Below are 23,671 nucleotides of genomic sequence, written 5' to 3' on the forward strand. Positions count from 1 at the left end.
AAAAAAAAAAAAAAAAACACTCCATTTTATAGATTACATCAATTTTATTTTAAATTTAGCTAATTTTAATTATTTTCTGGCCTATGGGAATAACATCTTGTATTGCAATAAAAGAAGAATTTACTAGTTTAGAAGAAGCCTTTAAGAATTCAACATATTTTAAAGTTCGTCAAGATATTGAAGGTTTACTCTTATTAAAACTAGAAAAATTTAAACATCAATTAGATTTGGAAGCCTACCTAGGAGTGGGCATTCTACCTTAAAAAGATGAATAAAGCAATATAAAACATTTAGAACAAAATTTATAGGAGATAGAAACATAGAATTCATCCTTTTTAGAATTACTATTATTTATGCATAATTAGATAACCCCACAACTTTTGGATTTGATCCTATAGTTATAAAAACAACTAAGCCTCTATTACAATCTATTTAATAAATCAGCTTTCTTATTTTCGAACTCTTCAACAGAAAGAATTCCTTTGTCTTTTAAACCAGCTAACTTTTCAATTTTTCCAAAAATATCTTCTTCGAAAGCAGAATTGTTCATGTTATTATTTGGCTGCATTGGAGCTTCCATAATAGGTGCCATTGGCGTTTCAATTATATTATTTTGTACTTCATTATTTTGAATTGGCGCTGATTGTTGTGGTTTATTTCCTCCAGAGATAATAGGTAAAGCATTTAAATCTACATTACCATATTGACTTGTAAAAGAAACCGAATAATTTCCTCCTTGTTGCTGTCCTACTCCACCAATATTATGATCTAACGTATCAAAAATGGTTACTTTACCATTTTGCTGAATTGCCAAACGGTGTATGTTATTAAAAATAGCATAACTTGTATCATTTTGACTACCGGTAGAATTAGGAAAACCTAAATCTCCCCACCAATTTCCAGAAAAACCACCTTGTCCGTTTTCTGTCTTAGGTAAAGGTTTGTATTGGATAGCTCCTTGATGAATTAAGTTAGATAAATCTACACAAAGTCCGTCTACCAAATATTTAAGATTATTGTTAAACATATCTCCAACCATGGTCATACCACCTTGCATCCATTGTCCACCACCACCTAATTCAGCGATATTAAATTGAGCCATAGTACCATTACTATTCATAAGACAATATGTTAAATCTTTAGCCGCATTTGTACTTATTCCGTATTTATTGGCTACGTTTACTATGTTCTGAAAACTAGCATCTGTGAATATTGCATTCATAATTTTAAGTGATGTATTTCTTTATTCTGTCAAGAATAAATATTGGTTTAACAATTTTATACAAAGGTAGACTATAGTACTTCGATTAAGTCTGTTTAATGTAGAATATTTAATAGAATTATGAATCTAGTTATTTCATAATAAATAGATTAACTCTAAAAACTAATATTTCATAATTTCATAAAAATGTATTCTAAAAATTGACTATTTTTTAATTTTAACTACTGTAATTGATAAAACAACATATAATTAAAATGGGTGCAAACTTTAGCTACTTTGTACTTGTAAAAGAAGATGGAATTTTAATTTAGTTTTTAAAATAATAAATTCACTTTTTATTTAAAATTCAACTTTAATTAGTATAAAATCTATCTAAAAAAAAGAAATTAAGACTGTAATGGGATTTCTGGTAATTTATTTTTAAAACTCGGAGCATTGTCTCTATAAGACACCAATTTCTTTTTAGAAACAAGTACTATTAAATCTTCGCTTAAGGTAAATAAACAGCCTGTTCTAAAAGTTTCTAATAATAGTTTTTCTAGTTCTACAGTTAGTTCATCCAAAGAAAATTGTTTAAACTCATTCTCTTCTGCATGTCTATATTTCAATTCAAAAACCTCATTACCATCAATATTAAATAATCGGACATATACATTTAACAAACCTTCACTTTTTCGCATCGGTTTACTTAATGTAAGTTTTACAAACTCATTATTGGTTAGGCTACGTTGTAATGTTTCAAAAAAAACTTTAAATTCACTCATAGTACAAAGATAAAAAAAGCTCAAGTTTAAAACTTGAGCTTTTCTAAAAATATTATTAATTTAAAATACTGAAAACAAGTTCAGCATAAAAATTATGCTTTAAAAACAATCTTACGCATACGTAAGCTTTCTGGAGTAACTTCTAAATACTCATCTTCTTTAATGTATTCCATATTTTCTTCTAAAGAAAAATCTACTTTCGGTGCAATTTTCATAGCTTCATCTGTACCAGATTTACGCATGTTTGTTAATTGCTTTCCTTTAATTAAGTTTACAGCCATATCATCAGATTTACTGTTTTCTCCAATTACTTGACCAATATAAATCTCTTGATTGATATCAATAAAGAAACGACCTCTATCTTGTAAACGGTTTAATGCATATGCAGTTGCTTTACCAGCAGCAGAAGAAACTATTGCTCCTTTTACTTCTTCAGTAAAATCTCCTTTATAAGGACCATATTCAGAAAAACGGTGATTAATAATTGCTGTACCTGCAGTTGCTGTTAAAATTTTATTTCTTAAACCAATCAATCCACGAGATGGAATTGTAAATTCTAAGTGTTGTAAATCTCCTTTAGGTTCCATTATTAACATATCTCCTTTTCTAAGAGATACTAAGTTAATAGCTTTAGAAGCCATGTCTTCTGGTACATCAATAGACAATGTTTCCATTGGTTCATGTTTCTTACCATCTACCATTTTTATAATTACTTGTGGACGTCCCACTTGTAATTCATAACCTTCTCTACGCATTGTTTCGATTAATACAGATAAGTGTAAAACTCCACGTCCAAAAACGTTGAATTTATCTTCACTATCAGTAGTTTCTACTTTTAATGCAAGGTTTTTTTCTAATTCCTTAAATAAACGATCTCTTAAGTGACGAGATGTTACATATTTACCTTCTTTACCAAAGAAAGGAGAGTTGTTAATAGTAAACAACATACTCATAGTAGGTTGATCTATTTCTGTTCTTGGTAATGCTTCTGGGTTTTCTAAATCTGCAATTGTATCACCAATTTCAAATCCCTCAATACCTGTAATAGCACAAATATCTCCACAAGGTACTTTTTCTACCTGTAGTTTACCCATTCCTTCGAATACGTGTAATTCTTTAATTCTTACTTTTTTAGTAGAACCATCTGCTTTACACAACATGTAATCTTTACCTACTTCTAAGTCACCTCTAAAAACACGTCCAATAGCAATTCTACCTGTAAAAGCAGAAAAATCTAAAGAAGTAATTTGCATTTGTGGTGTACCAGCATTGTACTTCGTTTCTGGAATAGATTCTAAAACAGCATCCAATAAAGGAATAATGTTATCAGTTTCATTTCTCCAATCAGTACTCATCCAGTTGTTCTTTGCAGAACCATAAACAGTAGCAAAGTCTAATTGCTCTTCTGTTGCTTCTAACGCAAACATTAAATCGAAAACTTTTTCATGAACGATGTCAGGAGTACAGTTTTCTTTATCTACTTTATTTACAACAACAATAGGAGTTAATCCTAATTCTAAGGCTTTACCTAATACAAAACGAGTTTGTGGCATTGGCCCTTCAAAAGCATCAACTAATAATAAAACACCATCAGCCATTTTTAATACACGCTCTACTTCACCACCAAAATCCGCGTGACCAGGAGTATCAATTACGTTAATTTTTGTGTCTTTGTAGTGTACCGATACATTTTTAGAAAGAATAGTAATTCCTCTTTCTCTTTCTAAATCGTTACTATCTAACAATAAATCTGTACGAACTTTACGATCGTCTAAGATTTTTGCTTGATCTATAATTTTATCTACTAACGTTGTCTTACCGTGATCGACATGGGCTATAATAGCGATATTTCTAATTGGTTGCATTTATGTATTCTTAAATTTCGTGCAAAAGTAGTGTTTTTAGTTTAAAGAATTGACGCATTATAAAAAACTTTAACTATCTCAAAGTTAAAAAAGTATCTCATAATTAATTTTTAATAAAAATTAACTAGAAACAACCACCCTTTAAATTTAATATTTTAGGCTTATAATTATTATTGAATAAAATATTAATTGCTTTCTTACTTCGCACTCCAGACTTACAGTACACTACTAAATCTTTATGCTGATTCACCTCATCAAGACGTTCCAACAACTCGTCTAAAGGAATATGTTGCCCTCCAATATGATGGCCTTCTCTTTCCCAAGTTTCGCGAACATCTAATAAATTATATTTTTCTTTATTTTTTTGAAGTTCCTCTATAGTAATTTCTTCTGATGCTACAATTCCGCAGAAAAAATCATAATCAGCTTCTAAAACAGTAATTTCTAAAGTAGTGTCTTTTTCAAAATTTAAAATTGTTTGATTCATTTGTAAAGAATCATAAATCAATAATTTATTGGCAAGCGCCTCTCCTATTCCACAAATAATCTTAATCGTTTCATTCGCTTGTAAACTTCCTATAATTCCGGGTAAAACGCCTAAAACGCCAATTTCTGAACAATTTGGAGATTCATCTGGTTTTGGTGGCGTTGGATACAAACATCTATACGTTCCGCTTCCTTGATAGTTAAAAACACTCACCTGACCTTCGAATTTAAATATAGATCCATAAACTAATGGTTTGTTTGTAATTACAACAGCATCATTTACTAAATAACGCGTAGAAAAATTATCGCTTCCATCTACAATAATATCATAATTAGTAAATAATGAAATGGCATTTTCTCTGGTTAATTTTTCTTGATACACATCAAATTTTACAAACGGATTTAATCTTGATAATCGTTTTGCTGCAGTTTTAGATTTAGACAAACCAATATCCTCCATCGTATATAAAATCTGACGTTGTAAATTACTTTGATCAACCACATCGTCATCTATAATACCAATAGTTCCAACTCCTGCTGCTGTTAAATACTGCAAAACAGGACAACCTAATCCGCCAGCTCCAATAACCAAAACTTTGGATTGTTTTAGTTTTAATTGTCCTTCCTCACCTATTTTATCTAGAATTAAATGACGGTTGTATTGTTTTTTTTCTTCGGATGTTAGCATGATAAAACTAAGTTAAAACGTGAACTTCATAATTTGAAACTCGTAATTCATAATTGATAATTGATCACTGATTATTGATAAATGATAATTGATAATTGATCACTGATAAATGATTATTGATAATTGATTACCTAAAATATTCCCAATCTTTCCAAACGACTTCTAAATCTTGATTTTTTAGCATTTGCACCACCTCAGCAGTACTTCTTTCATCAGAAATCTCAAACTGTTCTAAAGATTGTGGTGCTACCGAATACCCTCCAGGATTTGTTTTAGATTCTGCACTAATAGACGTAATTCCTAAATTGACAATGTGATTTCTAAAAACTTCACTTTCTCTGGTAGACATTGATAATTCGATGTCTTCGTCAAACAAACGAAATGCACAAATAAGTTGTACCAAGTCCGAATCTGTCATTTCTACTTTTGGCTCTAATCCGCCAGAATGCGGGCGTAATCTGGGAAAAGAAATCGAGTATTTTGTTTTCCAATACGTTTTCTGTAAATATTTTAAATGCAAAGCGGTAAAAAAACTATCGGCACGCCAATCTTCTAATCCGAATAAAGCTCCCAAACCAATTTTATGAATTCCTGCTTTTCCTAATCGATCGGGTGTATCTAATCGATAATCGAAATTAGATTTTTTTCCCTTCGGATGATGTTTTTTGTACTCGTCTCTATGATACGTTTCTTGATACACCAAAACCGCATACAAGCCGTTTTCCACCAACAACTCATATTCATCTTGGTCTAAAGGCTGTACTTCAATCGTAATATTAGAAAATTGAGAACGAATTAATTGAATCGCATTCCTTATATATTCTACTCCAACCGTTTTATTTGCTTCTCCGGTTACCAACAAAATATGATCGTAGCCTTTCTCTTTTAAAAAAGCGACTTCCTTTAAAATTTCTGCATCTGTTAGCGTCCGTCTCGGAATTTTATTCGTCATACTAAAACCACAATACGTACAAATATTCTGACATTCGTTACTCAAATACATAGGCACATACATCTGCATCGTATTTCCGAAACGTTTTTTAGTCAACAGTTGACTTTTATATGCCATTTCTTCTAAAAATGGTTTTGCGGCAGGAGAAATTAAGGCTTTAAAATCTTCTAAATCCAGCTTATCTTTTGCCAACGCTTGTTCTACCTCAACAGCTGTTTTATCGAAAATACTTTTTAGGCTAAAATCCCAATTATAGGTATCGAAAAGTTCTTTAAAATGACTCATACTTTAATTTAAAAAACTAGTTAACGGACTGCTTGCAATGGCAATTTCGCTTCTTGGAGCCAATTTTGCTTCGTATGCTATTCTACCCGCTTCCACTGCCATTTTAAATGCTTTTGCCATCGCAACAGGGTTCTGAGAAACTGCAATCGCTGTATTTACCAAAACAGCATCTGCGCCTAATTCCATTGCGTACGCTGCGTGAGACGGCGCACCAATACCAGCATCTACAATTACTGGCACATTAGATTGCTCTATTATAATTTCTAAAAAATCTACCGTTTTTAAACCTTTGTTACTACCAATTGGCGCCCCTAAAGGCATTACACATTGCACACCAATATCTTCTAAACGTTTACATAAAACTGGGTCTGCATGAATATATGGCATCACCACAAAACCTAATTTAACCAATTCTTCTGCCGCTTTTAAAGTTTCTATTGGGTCTGGTAATAAATATCTTGGATCTGGGTGAATTTCTAATTTTACCCAATTCGTTTCTAAAGCTTCCCTAGATAATTCGGCCGCAAAAACAGCTTCTTTGGCAGTTCTTACTCCAGATGTATTTGGCAACAAATTAATACGTTTATGATTCAAATGAGATAAAATATCATCTTCTTCATTTGCAACATCTACCCTTTTTAAAGCCACTGTTATCAACTCACTTTCGGAAGCCAATAATGCTTCTTTCATTAACTGAGATGAACTAAATTTCCCTGTTCCTGTAAATAAACGAGAGGTAAATTCTTTGTCTGCTATTTTTAATTTTTGACTCATTATATGTTTTTTTTGATTTGACACCACGTCGAACAAAGTTTAAACCCAGTTCATTTTATAAAATTAGGAACCTATAAACCTTGCTCTAGTTGATATCTCTCTTTCTCAATTTAATATTTCTTGAAATTCAGCAATACTGCTAACTTCTTTTGTTATTTCGCCTGAAACTGCAATTCCGTAAATTCCTGTGTTTATTATTCCAGGAACATCTTTTAATGTAATTCCGCCTATTGCAATAATTGGTATTTCCGTTTGTAATTCTTTTACTATTTTTCTGTAGCCTAAAACACCTAAAACCGGACTTAAATTCTTTTTGGTTTCTGTAAATCGATAAGGACCTAAACCAATATAATCTACTTTTTTATCAAGTAAACTGTTACAATCTTCAGCTGTATTTGCAGTTCCTCCAATTATAAAAGACGCACCTAAATACTCACGAACTACTAACGGACATTCATCACTTTTACCTAAATGCACTCCGTCTGCTTTTACAGCTTTCGCAATTTTGTAATGATCGTTTATAATTAGTTTTGCATTAAAACTATTTGTTATTTCTCTTGCCTTTTGAGCCGTTTCTAAAATGGTTTCAACATCACAATTTTTTAAACGTAATTGCACCCAATCTGCCCCAGAAACACATGCTTTTTGTAGGTTTTCTAAATGAGTTTCGGGCGTTTCTCCTTGTGATATATATTGTAATTTACTAATCATTTTTGTTGATAATTATGTGTTCCTAATAAGGACTCGTTAGAACTTAAAAACTGTTCTGTGTACAATTTTGTATTTCTACAAGCGTCTTCTAAAGGAATCTCTTTCACTAAATTTGCTGCTAAAGCGGATGATAAAACACAACCACTTCCGTGTTTTTCATAAATGGGTTTTGTGGTGATTGGAGGAATATTTAGTTTTACAATTTTACTGTAATACACTTCGTCCCAACCTTTTTTGTCCGTTCTATGTCCGCCTTTTAAGTAGATATTTGTTCTTTCTGCGATAAACTCTATGGTTTGTTCTATGCTTTTATCTGGAAACAATGCTTTTATTTCATCATAATTTGGCGTTATAAAATCGCAATTTTCTAATACTTTTTCAAAAGTTTCTAGATCTTGTATGCTATGAAATTTAAAACCCGCACTTGCTTTTAAAATAGGATCTAAAACTATTTTAATCTCCGGATTTAACTTTTTTAAAGCTTGAATAACTTCTAACAAAATTTTCCAAGATTTAATGATTCCGATTTTTACAACAGGAATATAAAAGCGTTTAAAAAGTTGTTTTACTTGACTTAATATCACTTTTTTCTCTATCCAAACACAGTCTGTAAACTCAATATCATTCTGAACCGTAACCGCAGTACACACCGATAATCCGTATAGATTATGCGCTTCAAATGTCTTCATATCTGATGTAATTCCCGCTCCACTCGAAGGATCTAAACCTGCAATGGTTAATATGTAGTTTTTTTGATTCAAATTTTATTTATTTCTTTTAAATTCTTTCTTCTTTTTGAAAACAAATTCGTGTTTTACAAACGTGTTCTCGATACATTTTTATTTCCTTATCACTTCATAAAAACACTCGAACTGACAAGAGTTTTATCCATTGTAATTGTCATTTCGAAAACAAAGGACGTGGCAATCTTATACTTAATAACCTTTCCCACTCCTCAATCTAAATAACTCTTAACTTACGTACTTCTCGACTGTGCTCGAACTGACACAAATAGAAATCATTAATTTGTTATACATACTTGATAAGCACGTTTTATATTGATAAAACTTTCTACCGGATTTTCGGCATTCCAAACACCACCTAAAACTCCAATTCCTTTAAAACCTAATTTTAAGGTTTCCTCTATAGTTTCTGTATTAATTCCGCCCATTCCAATAATGGTTTTATTAATATGATTCACATCAAAACCTTTGCCTTCATAACCTTCTTTAGAAATGGAAGAAAAAACAGGACTCAATAAATGATAATCGAACTCGAAATAACAATCTTTTAAAACTTTTGGTTCATGAAAAGAAGAACTAATAGTTTTGCCATACATATTCAAGTTTTTAAAATATTCACTCGGATTATCGATATGATCTATTCTTTTTTGTTCCTGAAAATGAATTCCTTTTAAATTAAACTCATTTATCAACTCATGATGATAATGCACTACAATTCTATTGTGAAATTCTTTATCTACCTGATTTAAATACGCGACGTGTTCTTCGTAATTTTTAGCAGGTTTTCTAAAATGATACACCATTAAACCTTCTTTAAATAATTGGTTTAGTGTCTCTATTTCGTTTGGGATATCGTTTTCTGGTGAGATAAGAATTATCATAGTGTTTTTAGTTTTTGAAATTAAAAGATAAGATTACTTCGTCGTACCTCCTCGTAATGACGATAACTTTCACCTTCTCGTAATTACAGTTGCTTTGGTTTTTGAGTTAGGGATTGCAGTGGCATCCTTTTGCTTTTTCAGCAAAAGATATAACGGAAAGCCCGCCCACGCTTTTTTCTAAGCGTGGGAACTTCCTAATTATTTTATAAATACACTTCCGATCCTTTTTCCTTAAACTCCTTAGATTTTTCTTGCATTCCTTTTGCAATCACCTCGTTGTCTACAATGTCATTTTCGGCTGCAAAATCTCTCACTTCTTGAGAAATTTTCATAGAACAAAATTTCGGTCCGCACATAGAACAGAAATGCGCCACCTTTGCACCATCTGCAGGCAACGTCTCATCATGGTATTCTAAAGCACGCTCCGGATCGAGTCCTAAATTGAATTGATCATTCCAACGGAACTCAAAACGCGCCATACTTAATGCGTTATCTCGGTGCTGAGAACCTGGATGCCCTTTTGCTAAATCGGCAGCATGGGCTGCCAATTTGTAAGTAACCACACCAACACGAACGTCTTCTTTATTAGGTAAACCTAAGTGCTCTTTTGGCGTAACGTAACACAACATAGCGCAACCAAACCAACCAATCATAGCGGCTCCAATTCCAGATGTAATATGATCGTAACCTGGTGCAATGTCTGTGGTTAAAGGCCCTAACGTGTAAAAAGGCGCTTCGTCGCAAACATCAATTTGCTTCTCCATATTTTCTTTAATCATGTGCATTGGCACGTGACCTGGTCCTTCTATAAAACACTGAACTTCGTGCTTACGAGCAATCTGAGTTAACTCGCCCAAAGTTTCCAATTCGGCAAATTGCGCTTCGTCATTTGCATCAGCAACAGATCCCGGACGCAAACCGTCTCCTAAAGAAAAAGCAACATCGTATTGTTTTAAAATTTCGCAAATATCTTCGAAATGAGTGTATAAAAAACTCTCTTTATGATGCGCCAAACACCATTTTGCCATAATTGAACCTCCACGAGAAACGATTCCGGTAACACGTTTTGCTGTCATTGGTATGTAACGCAACAAAACACCTGCGTGAATGGTAAAATAATCGACTCCTTGCTCTGCTTGTTCTATTAAAGTGTCTTTAAAAATCTCCCAAGTTAAATCTTCCGCAACTCCGTTTACTTTTTCTAAAGCTTGGTAAATTGGCACCGTACCAATTGGAACTGGAGAATTACGAACAATCCACTCACGTGTTTCGTGAATATTTTCTCCAGTAGATAAATCCATAATATTATCTGCACCCCAACGACACGCCCAAACTGCTTTTTCTACTTCTTCTTCTATTGATGAAGTTACGGCAGAATTACCAATGTTTGCGTTAATTTTCACTAAGAAGTTTCTACCTAAAATCATAGGTTCTGCTTCTGGGTGGTTGATATTTGAAGGAATTACAGCACGCCCTCTTGCTACTTCGCTTCGTACAAATTCTGGTGTAATTTTATCTGGAATAGAAGCGCCAAAGTGTTCTCCTTTGTGTTGCTTTCTAATCTCCGTCATTTCATCGATTCGTTGGTTTTCTCGAATAGCGATGTATTCCATTTCTGGCGTAATCATACCTTGTTTTGCATAGTGCAATTGGGTAACATTTTGTCCTTTTTTTGCTCTTAAAGGCTTTTTTAACAAGGCAAAACGCATGTGGTCTAAACTCTTATCGTTTAAACGCTCGTTGCAATATTCCGAAGAAAAAGCATCTAATTGCTCTACATTTCTTCTTTCTAAAATCCATTGTTCACGAATTCTTTCTATCCCTGCATGGATATTGATTTCTTTATTTGGGTCTGTATATGGACCAGAAGTATCATAGACGGTAACAGGTTCGTTTGGCGTTTTCTTTTTCGTCATAGAATCTGTCGTATCACTCAATGCAATTTCTCGCATGGCAACTTTTATCTGTGGATGAATTTTTCCTGCTACATATACTTTTGTAGAATTAGGAAACGGATGTCTTGTAATTCCGTCTTGTTTTGGTGCAGTGTCTTTGCTCTTCATAAATTTTAGTTAGATCAATTAAATAGTTTGTTTTTTAATAGTCTAATTACTAACCACCTTGGGTGGATTTAATAATTAAAACTTCATCACTATTTTGAAGTAACCGTAAAGACCAATCGCTTTTTTTAACGACACTACCATTTATAGCAACAGCAATTCCGTTCGTTTTTATTTCTAAAAAACGAATTAATTGTTCTAATGCTAAATTGTCTGAAAATTGATGATTTTCTTGGTTTACTTTTATAGTAATCATATTTTTTAAATATTTACTGTAAACCGTAGAGAGGTAGTTTTTGTATAACTAAATCTAAGCAACTTTTTCCTACGTTGGTATTAACCAAATCAGGTTCTAAGGATTTTTCTCAAACTAATTTAATAGCTACTCCTAAAGTTTACTCTACAAATGTATTGTATTATTTTTTGATAAATAAAGTTTTAAGCACTTTAATTTAAAAGAATTTTAAGCGCCTATTTTTTATCTTCTGGCAAATCATCTTGAAATGCCGATGGTAAAATATCTGGAATTAATTTTATTAAAAGCGGTAATAACAAAGCCCCACCTGGTAATAAAAACACGGCTAATGAAGGCACTGCTTTACAAATATCTAATAACTGTATTTTAATTTTCTCTTTTTCTACCGGTGTTAAATTAGAATATGTAGCTTTTTTTATTAAAAAAACAGCTTCCTTACTTTGCCTTAATTCTTGGGCAAGCCTTAACTTATTTCTATAAATTAATAATTTTATTTCTTCAACGCTCGTCATTATAATTTTCTTCTCTTTCTTTCTGTTTTTAACAGGTTTAACTCCCTACTTGTTTGTCCGGCTACAGAAGTGTTTTCTTCTGCTCTTCGTATTAAATACGGCATCACATCTCTAACAGGACCAAAAGGCAAATATTTGGCTACGTTATACCCTTGGTTTGCCAAGTTGTAACTAATATGATCGCTCATACCAAATAATTGTCCAAACCAAAGGCGGTTGTCATTTTCTTTAATGCTGTGTTTTTTTGCTAAATCCATTAACAAATAAGAGCTCTCCTCATTATGAGTACCTGCAAATAAAGCCATTTTTGGGTGATCCATCATGTATTTTATACACGCATCATAATTTAAATCTGTAGCTTGTTTGTCTGCACATATTGGAGAAGGATACCCTTTTTCTTCAGCTCTTTCGCGCTCTTTTTCCATATAAGCACCTCTAACAACTTTCATTCCTATATAAAAACCTTTCTCTTTTGCTTTGGCATGCAATGTTTTTAGATAGTCCATTCTGTCGTGTTTATACATTTGTAATGTATTAAACACGATGGCTTTTTCTTTGTTATAAATCTCCATTAACTCTTCTATTAATTCGTCTGCAGCTTTTTGCATCCAGCTTTCTTCTGCATCAATTAATAAGGGAACATCTTTTTGAATGGCAACTTTACAGACTTTATGAAAACGAGCCACTACTCTATTCCATTCTTCTTCCTCTTTTTGAGTTAAGGTTTTTTCTTCGGATATTTTTTGATACAATTCAAAACGTCCAAAACCCGATGGCTTAAAAACAGCATAGGGAATGGATTGTTTTTCTTCACAAAAATTAATAATTTTTAATATTTTTTCTAAAGCACCATCAAAACTAACTTCTTGGTCTTGCCCTTCTACGGAATAATCTAACACACTATGTACATTACCATTGTTGTACATATTGTCTATAATAGGCATGCAATCTTCTTCAGTTACGCCTCCACAAAAATGATCGAAAACAGTAGAACGGATTAAGCCTTCTACCGGTAAATGTACTTTTAATGCAAAATTAGTTACCGCAGAACCTATTCTTACCATAGGTTCATTCTGTATCATTCTAAACAAAAAATAAGCTCTTTCTAATTGAGAATCTGACTTTAAAGAAAAGGCAACTTGGGTATTGTCAAAAATATTCATACTATATCGATTTAGTAAAACAAATATAGTATTTGAATGGCAATAATTGAATAAATTATTTTTAATTTGCACACTTAATAATTTACCAATGAAATCGATTCAAGCAGTAACATATCCTGTTAATTTTCAGGACAAAGCATACAAAGAACTTTCTAGTTTAATTGCAAAAAACAACTATTCTACACTTTTTATTTTGGTAGATGAAAATACAATGGAGCATTGTTATCCTAAATTTATTAGAAATTTAGAAACAGACAAACGCATTGAAGTGATAGAAATTGAGTCTGGAGAGATCAATAAAAACATAGAAACTTGCATTGGAGTTTGGAATGCTATTACCGAATTAGGTGGTGATAGAAAAAGTTTACTGATTACTTTAGGAGGTGGTGTTATTACAGATTTAGGAGGTTTTGTTGCCTCTTGTTTTAAACGTGGAATAGCCTTTGTAAACATACCAACAACATTATTATCTATGGTTGATGCTTCTGTTGGAGGAAAAACCGGAGTTGATTTAGGCGTGCTAAAAAACCAAATTGGATTGTTTGCAAACCCAGAAATGGTAATTGTAGATACTGATTATTTAACAACCGTTTCTACTAGAGAAATTAAATCTGGAACCGCAGAAATTCTGAAATACGGCATTACTTACGATCTTAAACTTTTTAAAGAAATAAAAAATAATAAAAACTTAGTTATAAGTGATTTAATACATCGCTCTATAGAAATAAAAAATGAAGTTGTATTACAAGATCCGAAGGAACAAAGCTTGCGAAAAATTTTAAATTTCGGTCATACATTAGGGCATGCAATTGAGTCTTTTTACCTAGAATCTGAAGACAAAGAAAACCTAACTCATGGTGAAGCTATTGCTATTGGAATGGTTTGTGAATGTTTTATGTCATCTAAATTATTAGGTTTTCCTACTGAAAAAGTAAGCGAAGTTAAAGAGGTTGTTTTATCTATTTATAACAAAGTAAATCTTTTGAAAGAAGATTTCTCTGACATAATGGAATTACTAAAACACGATAAGAAAAACGTAAACGGACAAGTAAATTTTGTTTTATTAAACGATTATCAAGATTACAAAATTGACTGTAAAGTACCCGAAGATTTGATTATTGAAAGTATGGAGTTTTATAATCTTTAAGGTTTTTAGATTGCTTCGCTTTTAGAAACAAGAACCAAGACATTAAAAAGACCTTTCAACATAAAAATTGAAAGGTCTATTAAGTTTACTATATTTATATTTTATAAGTACAATTGGATATGAATAAAAAAACCTACATCTTAATTTCCTTTTTTTGTTCATTTTTTTCTGCAAACTCTCAATGGAGACATCCAAATCATACAGATATATTAAATGATGTAATTATCACTTACAAAGTAGAATACGACAATAAGCTCAGCATAAGACAACAAAACTCACCTCATTTAATTAAGGAAATTATTGTTATTTTTAATAAAGATAAACTCATAGAGAAAACAATTAGAAACACTTTTGATGCTGAAACTTTTGTGCTATTTGATTATAATAAAGAGATAAAATATGATTGTTATAAAAGTGTCCATCTTAAAATTGCTTCTGCTAGTAACTTTAGACCGCTAGAAAAAACACTAAACAAATTAGATAACGAACAAGAGAAACTATTAAACTTTAATACGAATGTCTACAACCTTATCCTTACCAATAATAAAAGTAAAGAGACAATTACAAGAGAAATAATTACTACAAATGATATTGGCTTAGGTTATGTAAACGACTTTTATGTTGATGGTTTTTTGTTGAAATATTTTGATGAAGACAGTAAACTAGGCACATACACTGTTACTGCTACCCAAATAAGCTATTATAAACTACCAGAAGAAACCTATAGTTTAAAAGGGCTTAAAATTAAAAGTGTTAGAGATCAAAAAAAGAGTGCTATTAAAGAGATTTGGAATAAGAGAAGGACTGAAAGAATCCGTAGAAAAAATCGTAAAGAAAATAAATACTAAACATCTTTTATTCAGATTTTAATTACGTTGAAACACTTAATAGCTTTATAAAATAACTTTAAGAAAAAAGCCCCTTCAGATATAAAAAACCTGAAGGGACTACATATTTATAATCTATGCTTTAAAATTCTTTCTTACCAAATTCACTATCAATAAACTTAGATTTATTTTTAGCTGCATTAAACGTATAAGATAAGTTTAAAGAAACCATATCTACTTCATATTTATAGTTTGTACTCGTATAAAAATTACTTCCAGATGTTGATATACGCTGCTCATTCGTATTTAACAAGCCCATATCCATATTTTGCCATTGTAAAGTAGCTGTTAACTTATCATCCATAAACTTTTTTCTAAAAGTTAAATTCGGAGAGTAAAAACGAGAATCTTCTCCCATCGCTGTATTTCTATCAGACAAATAATTAAAGGTAAATTGTAAAGAAGCATTTTCCCAGAAATTATAGGTAGAATTTAAATTAAAAGAATAAATGGTAGATTTAGAATCAACATCATATTGTCTATTAATTCCGTCTCTGTGTTTAAATTTTAAAACACCATCAATGGCATAATTATACACATTGGCACCAAACGAGTTGGTCCAATTTTCTGTTGGTTTAATAGTAGCTCCAATTTCTAAACCAATTGCATTACTTTTACCTACGTTAGAAAACACTCTATTAATTACACTATCTATTATTGCTCCACTTTGCTCGTAAGCCAACGTATTTACACGGTTAATAACATTATCTACATGTCTAAAATAAGCCGTTGCATACACAGAGTTTCCTTTTTCTAATTTTTTAGTAATTCCTAATTCTACTAAATCTATAAATTCTGGTAATAACGTGTTATCTCCTTGTTCAAAAACCTCTGAATGCTCACGTTCTGCAAAACTGTTCATTTTAAAAGTTGTAGTTCTTTCTACTCTTTTACTATAAGCTGTTTTTATATTCGTTTTGTCATTAATCTTATATTGTAAAGATGCTGAAGGAAACAACTTAACAAAATCATAATCATATACATTTTCATTTGCTTCACTCCTTAAAGCCTCTTTATACACTCTATCCATAGATTCTAAACGAACTCCAGCATTATAATCCCATTTACTTTTAGAACCTGTTACCTGTGCATAACCAGAATGAATGGTTCTTTTTAAGCTTACATCACTAGAAAATTCATCAACTGGCTGCATACCTGCCCCATCAATATTGTCTCTTTCATACACAAACTTCCCTGTATGGTCTAAATCTCTATATTGATATCCTGTTTCTAAAGTTCCAAAAGAAAAAGGTTTCCATTGGTAATCTAAATTAAAACGAGTTCCGTACAACGGATTATCGTTGGTATTGTATTCTTGTTGATATACTATCGTATTATCTGGGTTTCCTAAATTGTCATTTTCTGTTGGTCCTCCTAAAAAAGTATATTCATATAAAATAGAAGCCGATAATTTTGAAGCATTATCAAATTTATGTGAATAATCAAAACTACCTAAAGCAAAATCTCCTTTTCTAATTCTTAAATTGTGATTGTAATATGTAAAAGTATATTGACGATTATCTGTACCTATTGGAGATACTGCATGATTATCAAAATACACAATATCCGCTAAACGCTCTTTAGTACGCTTGCCTGCAAAAAGACCAATAGAATAGGTGTCTTTTTCATTTGGAGTGTAATCTACGTTAAAACGACCATTATATGTAATCTCATCAAAACTACGTTCACCATCCGAAGGTAATATAGTGGTTTTATTTTCTGGAGTATTTACTATAAACATCTCTCCTTCTCTTCTACCCGTTTTATCATTTCTTTGGTAACTAGCACCTACAGAAATATTCCAATTATCTGTTCTTTTATTAACAGTTGCGTCTATTCCATATCTTTGAGCTGCTTTTTTAGTGTCATATTCTTCTATAGAAGGAAATCCGCCACGAACATTAATCTGTGCAAAGGTTCCGTTAATGGCTCCTTTTTTAGTGATAATATTTAAAATTCCACCTTTTCCTTCAGGATCATATTTGGCAGAAGGTGCTGTAATTAACTCTACACTTTCTAAAGCATTTGCTGGTAATTGTGCTAAAATGCTACTTGCATCACCCTGCGTTGGTTTCCCGTTGATTAAAACCGTAAAACCTTTACTACCTCTTACACTAATATCTCCTAAACCATCTACAGTGATAGAAGGTAAATTTTTAACCACATCTACGGCATTACCTCCAACAGTACTTTGGTATTTCTTAGTATCAAAAACCTGTCTATCAATCTTATGCACCACTGCTGCTTTTTCCGATCTTACAACGACTTCATTCAACTCATTTCCTGAGCCTAAAACTAATTTAATAGTTCCTATATCTTTTTTTTCACTTCTATTCTTAAGATTAAAAGAAGCAATTTTATTTACTTTATAGCCAATAAAAGAAGCTTCTAAATAATAATTTCCTGGTTTTATATTTCCTATAGAAAACCTCCCCTTATTATCTGTTACAACACCGGTTACAAGTGTTTTATTATTTGTTTGATACAAAGCTACTGTTGCATATTCTAACGGATAATTGTCTTCTGCATCAATAATTTTCCCTGTTAATTGAGCGGTTGCAAACTGACTTATAATAAGCGTCAGTAATAAAAATGTACATTTTTTTAAATTCATTGAAATGAGTTTTTCTAAGTTATAATATTGGTTAAATAATTATTAAGTGGTTAGACTAAATAAATGAAAAAGGTTTAATTGATTTGGTTTTTATTCAAAAAATCATCTAGATATTATCCTAAATAATTTCTTACAAAAATACTTTAGAATTTAGTTTTAAAATGGTCTATTTGAAAATTTAGCGGTCTAAGTAGTTTTGTTTTGTAATTTAAACTGCTTGGGAGTCTCACCCACATAACGCTTAAAATATTTGGTGAAATGAGAGGTGTCTTTAAATTCTAAACTGTAGGCAATATCGCTAATTGCCTCATTAGTATATAATAAACGCCTTTTAACCTCTTTAATAATGTGATCTGCAATTATATCTGAAGCAGACTTAGCATATTCTTTTCTACAAATTGCATTTAAATTTTGAGACGTAGTATTTAAATTCTCGGCATAAAAGTTTACATTGTTTTTTAATGTATGAGATAAAATATTAGTAAAAAGTAATACTAAGTCTGTACTTTCTACTTTTTTTACTTGAGCATACGCCACTAACTTAGAAAACAAAGCTTTTAAACCACCTTCTATAGCTTCTCTATTTACAACTTCTTGCTTCTTTTCCCAAGCCAATGATTTAAAAAGAGCATTTAATGAAATATCTTTTTTAGTTAATTTTATTTTGGACTTATGCTGTAATTTTAAAAGCTGATAATTTATAAATTTATCTAAGGTTTTTTGTAAAAAGTCTTCTTTAATAATAATTACATACCCTTTTGGTTTGGTTGTTATTTCCCAATGATGCACTTCATCTCTTTTAATCACAAAAACCGTTGCTGGTTTTATTTTATAACTCTTTAAATCTACATGATGAAAACCTGCCCCTTTTATAAAATAAACAATTTCTAAATACTTATTGTGCTTATGAGGCTTAGTGTAACGTTTTGTAACATCAAACTCTTCTATTTTAATGTCATTGTATTCCGATATTTTATTATAGGTATCAATTTTATCCGTCATCAACATATTTTTTTAATCAGTTATAAAAATACTACAAAAAAAAATCCTTCTTTTCAGAAGGATTCATTTTTTATAAAGTTAGTAAAGTATTAAACTTTTTTAACTTTTACTGCATTCATACCACGCATTCCTCTTTCTAATTCGAAAGAAACTTTGTCGTTTTCTGCAATTTCATCTATTAAACCACTTACGTGTGTAAAATATTTTTCGTTATTTTCTAAGTCGATAATAAAACCAAAACCTTTAGAAGAATCAAAGAAAGAAACTTTTCCTTTTCTTACAGGATCTTCTTCTGGTAAATCTTCTTTTTTGGTTACTGAAATCTGAATATCTTCCAATTCATATTCAACTTTTAAATCTGGATCTGGTGGAGTATCTGTTAAATTTCCATTATGATCTACATAAGCAAATTGGATACCTGTTGATCCATTTTCATCTTTGTTCGCTTTTCTAGCGTCCATTTTCTTTTGCTTATCTAAACGTTTTTTTAAACGTTTTTTTTCTTTTTCACTTTTACTAAAGGTTTGCTGCGATTTTGCCATTAAAAATATAAGAGTTTTTTTAAATTAATATTTCTGAAAAGAGAAAATACCTGACTGGAAATTCGAAATCAAACTAACGCTAACTAGTGTATTTAGAGGAGTGTATTTTTTCTTAGTGGCGCAAAGATACGACAAATTTAAAAGTTTTCAAAATTGTTAGACGTTTAAGAAAGATTTATTTAGTAAAATCATCAACATAGAAAAAGACAAGAAAGCAAATACCACTAAAATTAACATCATCATAAAAAAAATTAAGTTACTATATAATAAGAATTACCTGTTACGCCTTTATTTTCTTCTTTCAAATTGATTGAAAACCGAATCTAATTTTAATAAAGTTTTTCTACTGACTAATAAAAAATAGTAAAACATACTTTTATAATAGTAATACTATTATATTTGCAATGTAAAATTTATTATGAAAAACTTATTATCATTCTTAAAAATATCTGTACCCGATAAAATTTTTATCAAAGACCCAGAAACTTCGGTTTTAGGGAAGAAAATTATAGAGCATAGTATTATATTAATTCATGAAATTGGTTTTGAAGCTTATAACTTTAAAAAGTTAGGCACTAAAATAGGATCTAATGAGAGTTCTATTTATAGATATTTTGAGAGTAAACATAAGCTACTTTTATATCTATCCTCCTGGTATTGGGCATGGCTAGAGTATCAATTAGTTCTTGAAACTTTTAGTATTTCTAATAATAATGAAAAATTAGAAAAAGCAATACATGTAATTACAAGAACTATAAAAGAAGACACTAATTTTTCACATATAAACGAAACCCTCTTATACAAGATTATTATCAATGAAAGTTCTAAATCTTTTTTAACAAAAGAAGTAGATACAGATAATTTAGAAGGATATTTTGAGGTTTACAAGAGAATAATTACAAGAATTAGCAATATGATATTGGATGTTAATAATAAATACCCTTTTGCATTAAGCTTAGCCAGTACCGTAATAGAAGGTAATTTACATCAACAGTTTCTTAAAGAACATTTTCCTTTAATTACCAACAGTAACCCCGGAGAAACACCCAATAATTTTTTTATTCACTTAGTTAAAAATACAATCAAATAAATATGGCAAACAAACAATTAACTCCGTGGCAAAGATTTGTTGGTTTATTAGAACTAGAAAGAAAAGACATCTTTCAAATATTTTATTACGCAATCTTTGGTGGTATTGTAGCTTTGTCGCTACCCTTAGGTATTCAGGCAATTATAAATTTAATACAGGGTGCTCAAATCTCTACTTCTTGGGTGGTGCTAGTAATTATAGTAACCATTGGTGTTATTTTTTCTGGGGCATTGCAATTAATGCAATTAAGAATTATAGAAACCATTCAACAAAGAATTTTTACACGAGCTTCTTTTGAACTAAGTTTTCGTTTTCCAAAAATTAAAATGAATGAACTGCGTGATAATTATCCTCCAGAATTAGCCAACCGTTTTTTTGATACAATAACCATACAAAAAGGATTGTCTAAAATATTAATTGATGTACCCACAGCACTTCTGCAAATTATTTTTGCATTGATTTTGTTATCATTTTACCATTCTTTTTTTATTGTATTTGGTATTCTGTTATTACTTTTAATTTATATCGTTTTTAAATTTACGGCTCAAAAAGGATTAGAAACTAGTTTAATAGAATCTAAAAAAAAGTACAAAGTAGCCCATTGGATACAAGAAGTTGCAAGAACCGTAGTTAGTTTTAAATTATCTGGTAACACTAGTTTAGCCCTTCAGAAAAATGATGACTTAGTGAGTCAATATTTAGATGCAAGAGAAAATCATTTTAAAATATTAATGTTACAGTTTATTCAAATGATAGGTTTTAAGGTAATTGTAACTGCTAGTTTATTACTAATTGGTGGTGCTTTGGTTTTAAATCAGGAAATGAATATTGGACAATTTGTTGCTGCAGAAATCATTATTCTTTTGGTAATTCAGTCTGTAGAAAAACTAATTATAGGTTTAGAGTCTTTTTATGACGTACTAACATCCATAGAAAAAATAGGACAAGTTGTAGACAAAGAGCTAGAACCTCAAGAAGGAGAAAGACCTATCTTTAAAGAAGGCTTAACAGTTGAATTAGATGGTGTTTCTTTTGGCGTAGAAAATAGAGAAAAACACATTATTAAAAATATTTCACTCACCCTAAAACCAAAAAGTAGAATTTTAGTAATGGGAGAAAGTGGTGCAGGTAAGTCTACTTTATTACGTTTAATCTCTGGAGTGATAGAGCCAATTGCTGGTAATATTTATATCAATAATTTATCATTAACCAGCCTACACCTAAATCATTATCGGTCTCAATTAGGTTTATCCTTATCAGACGAAACACCATTTGAGGGCAGTATTAGAAACAATTTAGTTTTTGGTGATAAAAATATTAAAGATGATATTATATATGATGCATTAGAAATTGTTGGTTTAACGCAATTCTTAAAAGAACAACCTAAGGGGTTAGAAACTGTTTTATATCCCGAAGGGAAACAAATGTCTTATACCATTGCTAAGAAATTAATTTTAGCAAGAGCCATTATTAAACAACCTAAAATAATGATCTTAGAAGACCCTCTAGATCAATTTAATTTAGAAGAAACAGTTCGTATCATTAACTATTTAACAGATATTAAAAGACCTTGGGCTTTAATTGTAGTGAGTAGTAAAAAGAGCTGGAGAATTCAATGTAATGAAACAATTACGTTAGAAAAAGGTGAAATTAAATCAATAAAATAAGGAACGATGTTAAATATATCTAACAACCAATTACACAAAACTGTTGATTTAACAGCGTTTAAATCTGGCAAGAATATTTTTACAAAAAAATACTACAAGGCTTTTAATAAATTTCTTTTGGCGTTTGCTATTATAGGTTTTATTGCGCTCTTTTTACCTTGGACACAAAATATAACTGGCCAAGGTTTAGTAACCACTTTAACACCAAACCAAAGACCACAAACAATTCAATCTCAAATTCCTGGTAGAATAGAAGAATGGTTTGTAACAGAAGGGGACTTTGTAAAAAAAGGAGATACTATTTTAAGGATTTCTGAAGTTAAAAGTGATTATTTTGACAATCGTTTAATTGAAAGAACAAGCGATCAAATTAATGCAAAATCCTCTTCCGTAGCTGCATACCAAGGTAAAGTAGCTGCTTTAAAAAGACAAGTTAATGCTCTTAAACAAGAACAGAAACTAAAAATGGAGCAGACAAAAAATAAATTATTACAATCTAAATTAAAGGTAAAAAGTGATAGTATCGATTTTGAAGCCGCTAAGACCAATATTACAATTGCAGAAACACAATACAACAGAACAAAAACATTGCAAGAAGAAGGATTAAAGGCAGTTAAAGATGTTGAGGAAAAAAGAATAAAACTGCAGGCTACACAAGCTAAATTAATTTCACAAGAAAATAAATTATTGGCAAGTAGAAACAATATTTTAAATGCAAAACTAGAGTTATCTAGAATAAATGCAACCTATACCGATAAAATTTCTAAATCACAAAGTGATATGTATACTGCACAATCAAGTGGTTTTGATGCCAAAGCACAAGTATCTAAATTAGAAAATAGTAGAAGTAATTATAGTGTTAGAAATAGTTTATTATTTATTACGGCACCACAAAATGGCTTTATAAATAAAGCTATAAAAGGCGGAATTGGAGGTACTTTTAAAGAAGGAGAAGATCTTGTTGGTATTATGCCAGAAAAGTACGATTTAGCAGTAGAAACCTTTGTAAGACCAATTGACTTACCTTTATTACATATAGGCGAAAAAATGCGTATTCAGTTTGATGGTTGGCCAGCAATTGTATTTAGTGGTTGGCCTAATGCGTCTTACGGAACCTATGGTGCAACAGTTATTGCTATAGAAAATTTTATTAGTAGTAATGGTAAATATAGAGTTTTACTTGCTCCTGATACTACAGCAGATAATTGGCCAGAAGCCATTAGAATTGGTTCTGGCGCTAAAACAATTGCACTTTTAGAAGATGTACCTATTTATTTTGAAATTTGGAGACAATTAAACAGCTTCCCTCCTAACTATTATCAACCAAAAGGAACAAAAAGTGATACTAAGAAAAAATAAT

Annotated in this window: 22 protein-coding genes and 1 riboswitch; of the genes, 6 read left to right on the forward strand and 16 right to left on the reverse strand. The window is 30.9% G+C overall.

What is annotated here, in order from left to right; translation table 11 throughout:
* The first annotated feature begins 83 nt into the window (after positions 1-83).
* The gene (locus MPF19_RS17605) at positions 84-263 is read left to right on the forward strand and encodes a hypothetical protein (protein ID WP_249989587.1); all 180 of its coding nucleotides are present in this window, start codon (positions 84-86) and stop codon (positions 261-263) included.
* A 158-nt stretch (positions 264-421) separates the two neighbouring features.
* Here the strand turns inward: MPF19_RS17605 and MPF19_RS17610 are convergent, their stop codons facing one another.
* From MPF19_RS17610 to MPF19_RS17670, 13 genes are all read right to left on the reverse strand, one after another.
* A complete protein-coding gene (locus tag MPF19_RS17610) occupies positions 422-1,222 on the reverse strand; it encodes an SHOCT domain-containing protein (RefSeq protein ID WP_249989588.1) in 801 nt (266 codons plus the stop codon).
* A gap of 386 nt (positions 1,223-1,608) precedes the next feature.
* Positions 1,609-1,986, reverse strand: a complete 378-nt coding sequence (locus tag MPF19_RS17615; RefSeq protein ID WP_249989590.1) for a hypothetical protein — start codon at positions 1,984-1,986, stop codon at positions 1,609-1,611.
* A 92-nt stretch (positions 1,987-2,078) separates the two neighbouring features.
* Entirely contained in the window at positions 2,079-3,851 is a 1,773-nt protein-coding gene (gene typA / locus MPF19_RS17620; protein ID WP_249989593.1) for a translational GTPase TypA, read from the reverse strand.
* A gap of 124 nt (positions 3,852-3,975) precedes the next feature.
* Positions 3,976-5,028, reverse strand: coding sequence for a molybdopterin-synthase adenylyltransferase MoeB (gene moeB / locus MPF19_RS17625; RefSeq protein ID WP_249989634.1), 1,053 nt, complete (start codon positions 5,026-5,028; stop codon positions 3,976-3,978).
* A 124-nt stretch (positions 5,029-5,152) separates the two neighbouring features.
* Entirely contained in the window at positions 5,153-6,262 is a 1,110-nt protein-coding gene (gene thiH / locus MPF19_RS17630; RefSeq protein ID WP_249989595.1) for a 2-iminoacetate synthase ThiH, read from the reverse strand.
* Between the two features lie 3 nt (positions 6,263-6,265).
* Entirely contained in the window at positions 6,266-7,036 is a 771-nt protein-coding gene (locus MPF19_RS17635; protein WP_249989597.1) for a thiazole synthase, read from the reverse strand.
* Between the two features lie 105 nt (positions 7,037-7,141).
* Entirely contained in the window at positions 7,142-7,747 is a 606-nt protein-coding gene (thiE, locus tag MPF19_RS17640) for a thiamine phosphate synthase (protein ID WP_249989599.1), read from the reverse strand.
* A complete protein-coding gene (locus tag MPF19_RS17645; protein ID WP_203393736.1) occupies positions 7,744-8,508 on the reverse strand; it encodes a hydroxymethylpyrimidine/phosphomethylpyrimidine kinase in 765 nt (254 codons plus the stop codon). Before MPF19_RS17645 ends, thiE begins: the two co-directional genes overlap by 4 nt.
* Before the next feature lie 260 nt (positions 8,509-8,768).
* On the reverse strand, positions 8,769-9,371 hold the full coding sequence (locus MPF19_RS17650; protein ID WP_249989601.1) for a thiamine phosphate synthase: 603 nt from the start codon (positions 9,369-9,371) through the stop codon (positions 8,769-8,771).
* Positions 9,372-9,574: 203 nt separating this feature from the next.
* Positions 9,575-11,434 (reverse strand): phosphomethylpyrimidine synthase ThiC, encoded by a 1,860-nt coding sequence (gene thiC / locus MPF19_RS17655; protein WP_249989603.1) that lies wholly within the window; start codon positions 11,432-11,434, stop codon positions 9,575-9,577.
* A 49-nt stretch (positions 11,435-11,483) separates the two neighbouring features.
* Positions 11,484-11,687 (reverse strand): sulfur carrier protein ThiS, encoded by a 204-nt coding sequence (thiS, locus tag MPF19_RS17660; RefSeq protein WP_203393733.1) that lies wholly within the window; start codon positions 11,685-11,687, stop codon positions 11,484-11,486.
* A gap of 49 nt (positions 11,688-11,736) precedes the next feature.
* Positions 11,737-11,831, reverse strand: a riboswitch (TPP riboswitch).
* Positions 11,832-11,902: 71 nt separating this feature from the next.
* On the reverse strand, positions 11,903-12,199 hold the full coding sequence (locus MPF19_RS17665; protein ID WP_203393732.1) for an LETM1 domain-containing protein: 297 nt from the start codon (positions 12,197-12,199) through the stop codon (positions 11,903-11,905).
* Positions 12,199-13,362, reverse strand: a complete 1,164-nt coding sequence (locus MPF19_RS17670; protein ID WP_249989605.1) for a proline dehydrogenase family protein — start codon at positions 13,360-13,362, stop codon at positions 12,199-12,201. The genes MPF19_RS17665 and MPF19_RS17670 overlap by 1 nt, the downstream gene beginning before the upstream one ends.
* A gap of 88 nt (positions 13,363-13,450) precedes the next feature.
* Here MPF19_RS17670 and aroB point away from each other — a divergent pair, with 88 nt between their 5' ends.
* Entirely contained in the window at positions 13,451-14,509 is a 1,059-nt protein-coding gene (gene aroB, locus MPF19_RS17675; RefSeq protein ID WP_249989615.1) for a 3-dehydroquinate synthase, read from the forward strand.
* A 119-nt stretch (positions 14,510-14,628) separates the two neighbouring features.
* The gene (locus tag MPF19_RS17680) at positions 14,629-15,357 is read left to right on the forward strand and encodes a hypothetical protein (RefSeq protein WP_249989617.1); all 729 of its coding nucleotides are present in this window, start codon (positions 14,629-14,631) and stop codon (positions 15,355-15,357) included.
* Positions 15,358-15,478: 121 nt separating this feature from the next.
* On the opposite strand, the gene MPF19_RS17685 is transcribed toward MPF19_RS17680, so the two are convergent.
* The 3 genes from MPF19_RS17685 to MPF19_RS17695 form a co-directional block, all read right to left on the reverse strand.
* Positions 15,479-18,010: a TonB-dependent receptor gene (locus MPF19_RS17685; RefSeq protein WP_249989619.1), complete on the reverse strand. Its 2,532-nt coding sequence runs from the start codon at positions 18,008-18,010 to the stop codon at positions 15,479-15,481.
* A gap of 186 nt (positions 18,011-18,196) precedes the next feature.
* Positions 18,197-19,012, reverse strand: a complete 816-nt coding sequence (locus MPF19_RS17690; RefSeq protein WP_203393727.1) for a helix-turn-helix domain-containing protein — start codon at positions 19,010-19,012, stop codon at positions 18,197-18,199.
* A gap of 89 nt (positions 19,013-19,101) precedes the next feature.
* Complete coding sequence (locus MPF19_RS17695) at positions 19,102-19,554, reverse strand: cold-shock protein (protein WP_203393726.1); 453 nt, start codon at positions 19,552-19,554, stop codon at positions 19,102-19,104.
* A 418-nt stretch (positions 19,555-19,972) separates the two neighbouring features.
* Here MPF19_RS17695 and MPF19_RS17700 point away from each other — a divergent pair, with 418 nt between their 5' ends.
* The 3 genes from MPF19_RS17700 to MPF19_RS17710 are packed head-to-tail and all read left to right on the forward strand — an operon-like array spanning position 19,973 to position 23,670.
* A complete protein-coding gene (locus MPF19_RS17700; protein ID WP_249989622.1) occupies positions 19,973-20,644 on the forward strand; it encodes a TetR/AcrR family transcriptional regulator in 672 nt (223 codons plus the stop codon).
* 2 nt (positions 20,645-20,646) lie between these two features.
* On the forward strand, positions 20,647-22,311 hold the full coding sequence (locus MPF19_RS17705; RefSeq protein ID WP_249989624.1) for a peptidase domain-containing ABC transporter: 1,665 nt from the start codon (positions 20,647-20,649) through the stop codon (positions 22,309-22,311).
* Between the two features lie 6 nt (positions 22,312-22,317).
* A complete protein-coding gene (locus tag MPF19_RS17710; RefSeq protein ID WP_249989626.1) occupies positions 22,318-23,670 on the forward strand; it encodes an HlyD family secretion protein in 1,353 nt (450 codons plus the stop codon).
* Position 23,671 lies beyond the last annotated feature (1 nt).

Origin of the sequence: Polaribacter sp. Z014 (assembly GCF_023555435.1) — a bacterium.
GTDB lineage: Bacteria > Bacteroidota > Bacteroidia > Flavobacteriales > Flavobacteriaceae > Polaribacter.

Coding starts and splice junctions, on each gene's coding strand:
- MPF19_RS17605 (WP_249989587.1), top strand. CDS start 84: ATGGGAATAACATCTTGTATTGCAATAAAAGAAGAATTTACTAGTTTA.
- MPF19_RS17610 (WP_249989588.1), bottom strand. CDS start 1,222: ATGAATGCAATATTCACAGATGCTAGTTTTCAGAACATAGTAAACGTA.
- MPF19_RS17615 (WP_249989590.1), bottom strand. CDS start 1,986: ATGAGTGAATTTAAAGTTTTTTTTGAAACATTACAACGTAGCCTAACC.
- typA (WP_249989593.1), bottom strand. CDS start 3,851: ATGCAACCAATTAGAAATATCGCTATTATAGCCCATGTCGATCACGGT.
- thiH (WP_249989595.1), bottom strand. CDS start 6,262: ATGAGTCATTTTAAAGAACTTTTCGATACCTATAATTGGGATTTTAGC.
- MPF19_RS17635 (WP_249989597.1), bottom strand. CDS start 7,036: ATGAGTCAAAAATTAAAAATAGCAGACAAAGAATTTACCTCTCGTTTA.
- thiE (WP_249989599.1), bottom strand. CDS start 7,747: ATGATTAGTAAATTACAATATATATCACAAGGAGAAACGCCCGAAACT.
- MPF19_RS17650 (WP_249989601.1), bottom strand. CDS start 9,371: ATGATAATTCTTATCTCACCAGAAAACGATATCCCAAACGAAATAGAG.
- thiC (WP_249989603.1), bottom strand. CDS start 11,434: ATGAAGAGCAAAGACACTGCACCAAAACAAGACGGAATTACAAGACAT.
- thiS (WP_203393733.1), bottom strand. CDS start 11,687: ATGATTACTATAAAAGTAAACCAAGAAAATCATCAATTTTCAGACAAT.
- MPF19_RS17665 (WP_203393732.1), bottom strand. CDS start 12,199: ATGACGAGCGTTGAAGAAATAAAATTATTAATTTATAGAAATAAGTTA.
- MPF19_RS17670 (WP_249989605.1), bottom strand. CDS start 13,362: ATGAATATTTTTGACAATACCCAAGTTGCCTTTTCTTTAAAGTCAGAT.
- aroB (WP_249989615.1), top strand. CDS start 13,451: ATGAAATCGATTCAAGCAGTAACATATCCTGTTAATTTTCAGGACAAA.
- MPF19_RS17680 (WP_249989617.1), top strand. CDS start 14,629: ATGAATAAAAAAACCTACATCTTAATTTCCTTTTTTTGTTCATTTTTT.
- MPF19_RS17685 (WP_249989619.1), bottom strand. CDS start 18,010: ATGAATTTAAAAAAATGTACATTTTTATTACTGACGCTTATTATAAGT.
- MPF19_RS17690 (WP_203393727.1), bottom strand. CDS start 19,012: ATGACGGATAAAATTGATACCTATAATAAAATATCGGAATACAATGAC.
- MPF19_RS17695 (WP_203393726.1), bottom strand. CDS start 19,554: ATGGCAAAATCGCAGCAAACCTTTAGTAAAAGTGAAAAAGAAAAAAAA.
- MPF19_RS17700 (WP_249989622.1), top strand. CDS start 19,973: ATGAAAAACTTATTATCATTCTTAAAAATATCTGTACCCGATAAAATT.
- MPF19_RS17705 (WP_249989624.1), top strand. CDS start 20,647: ATGGCAAACAAACAATTAACTCCGTGGCAAAGATTTGTTGGTTTATTA.
- MPF19_RS17710 (WP_249989626.1), top strand. CDS start 22,318: ATGTTAAATATATCTAACAACCAATTACACAAAACTGTTGATTTAACA.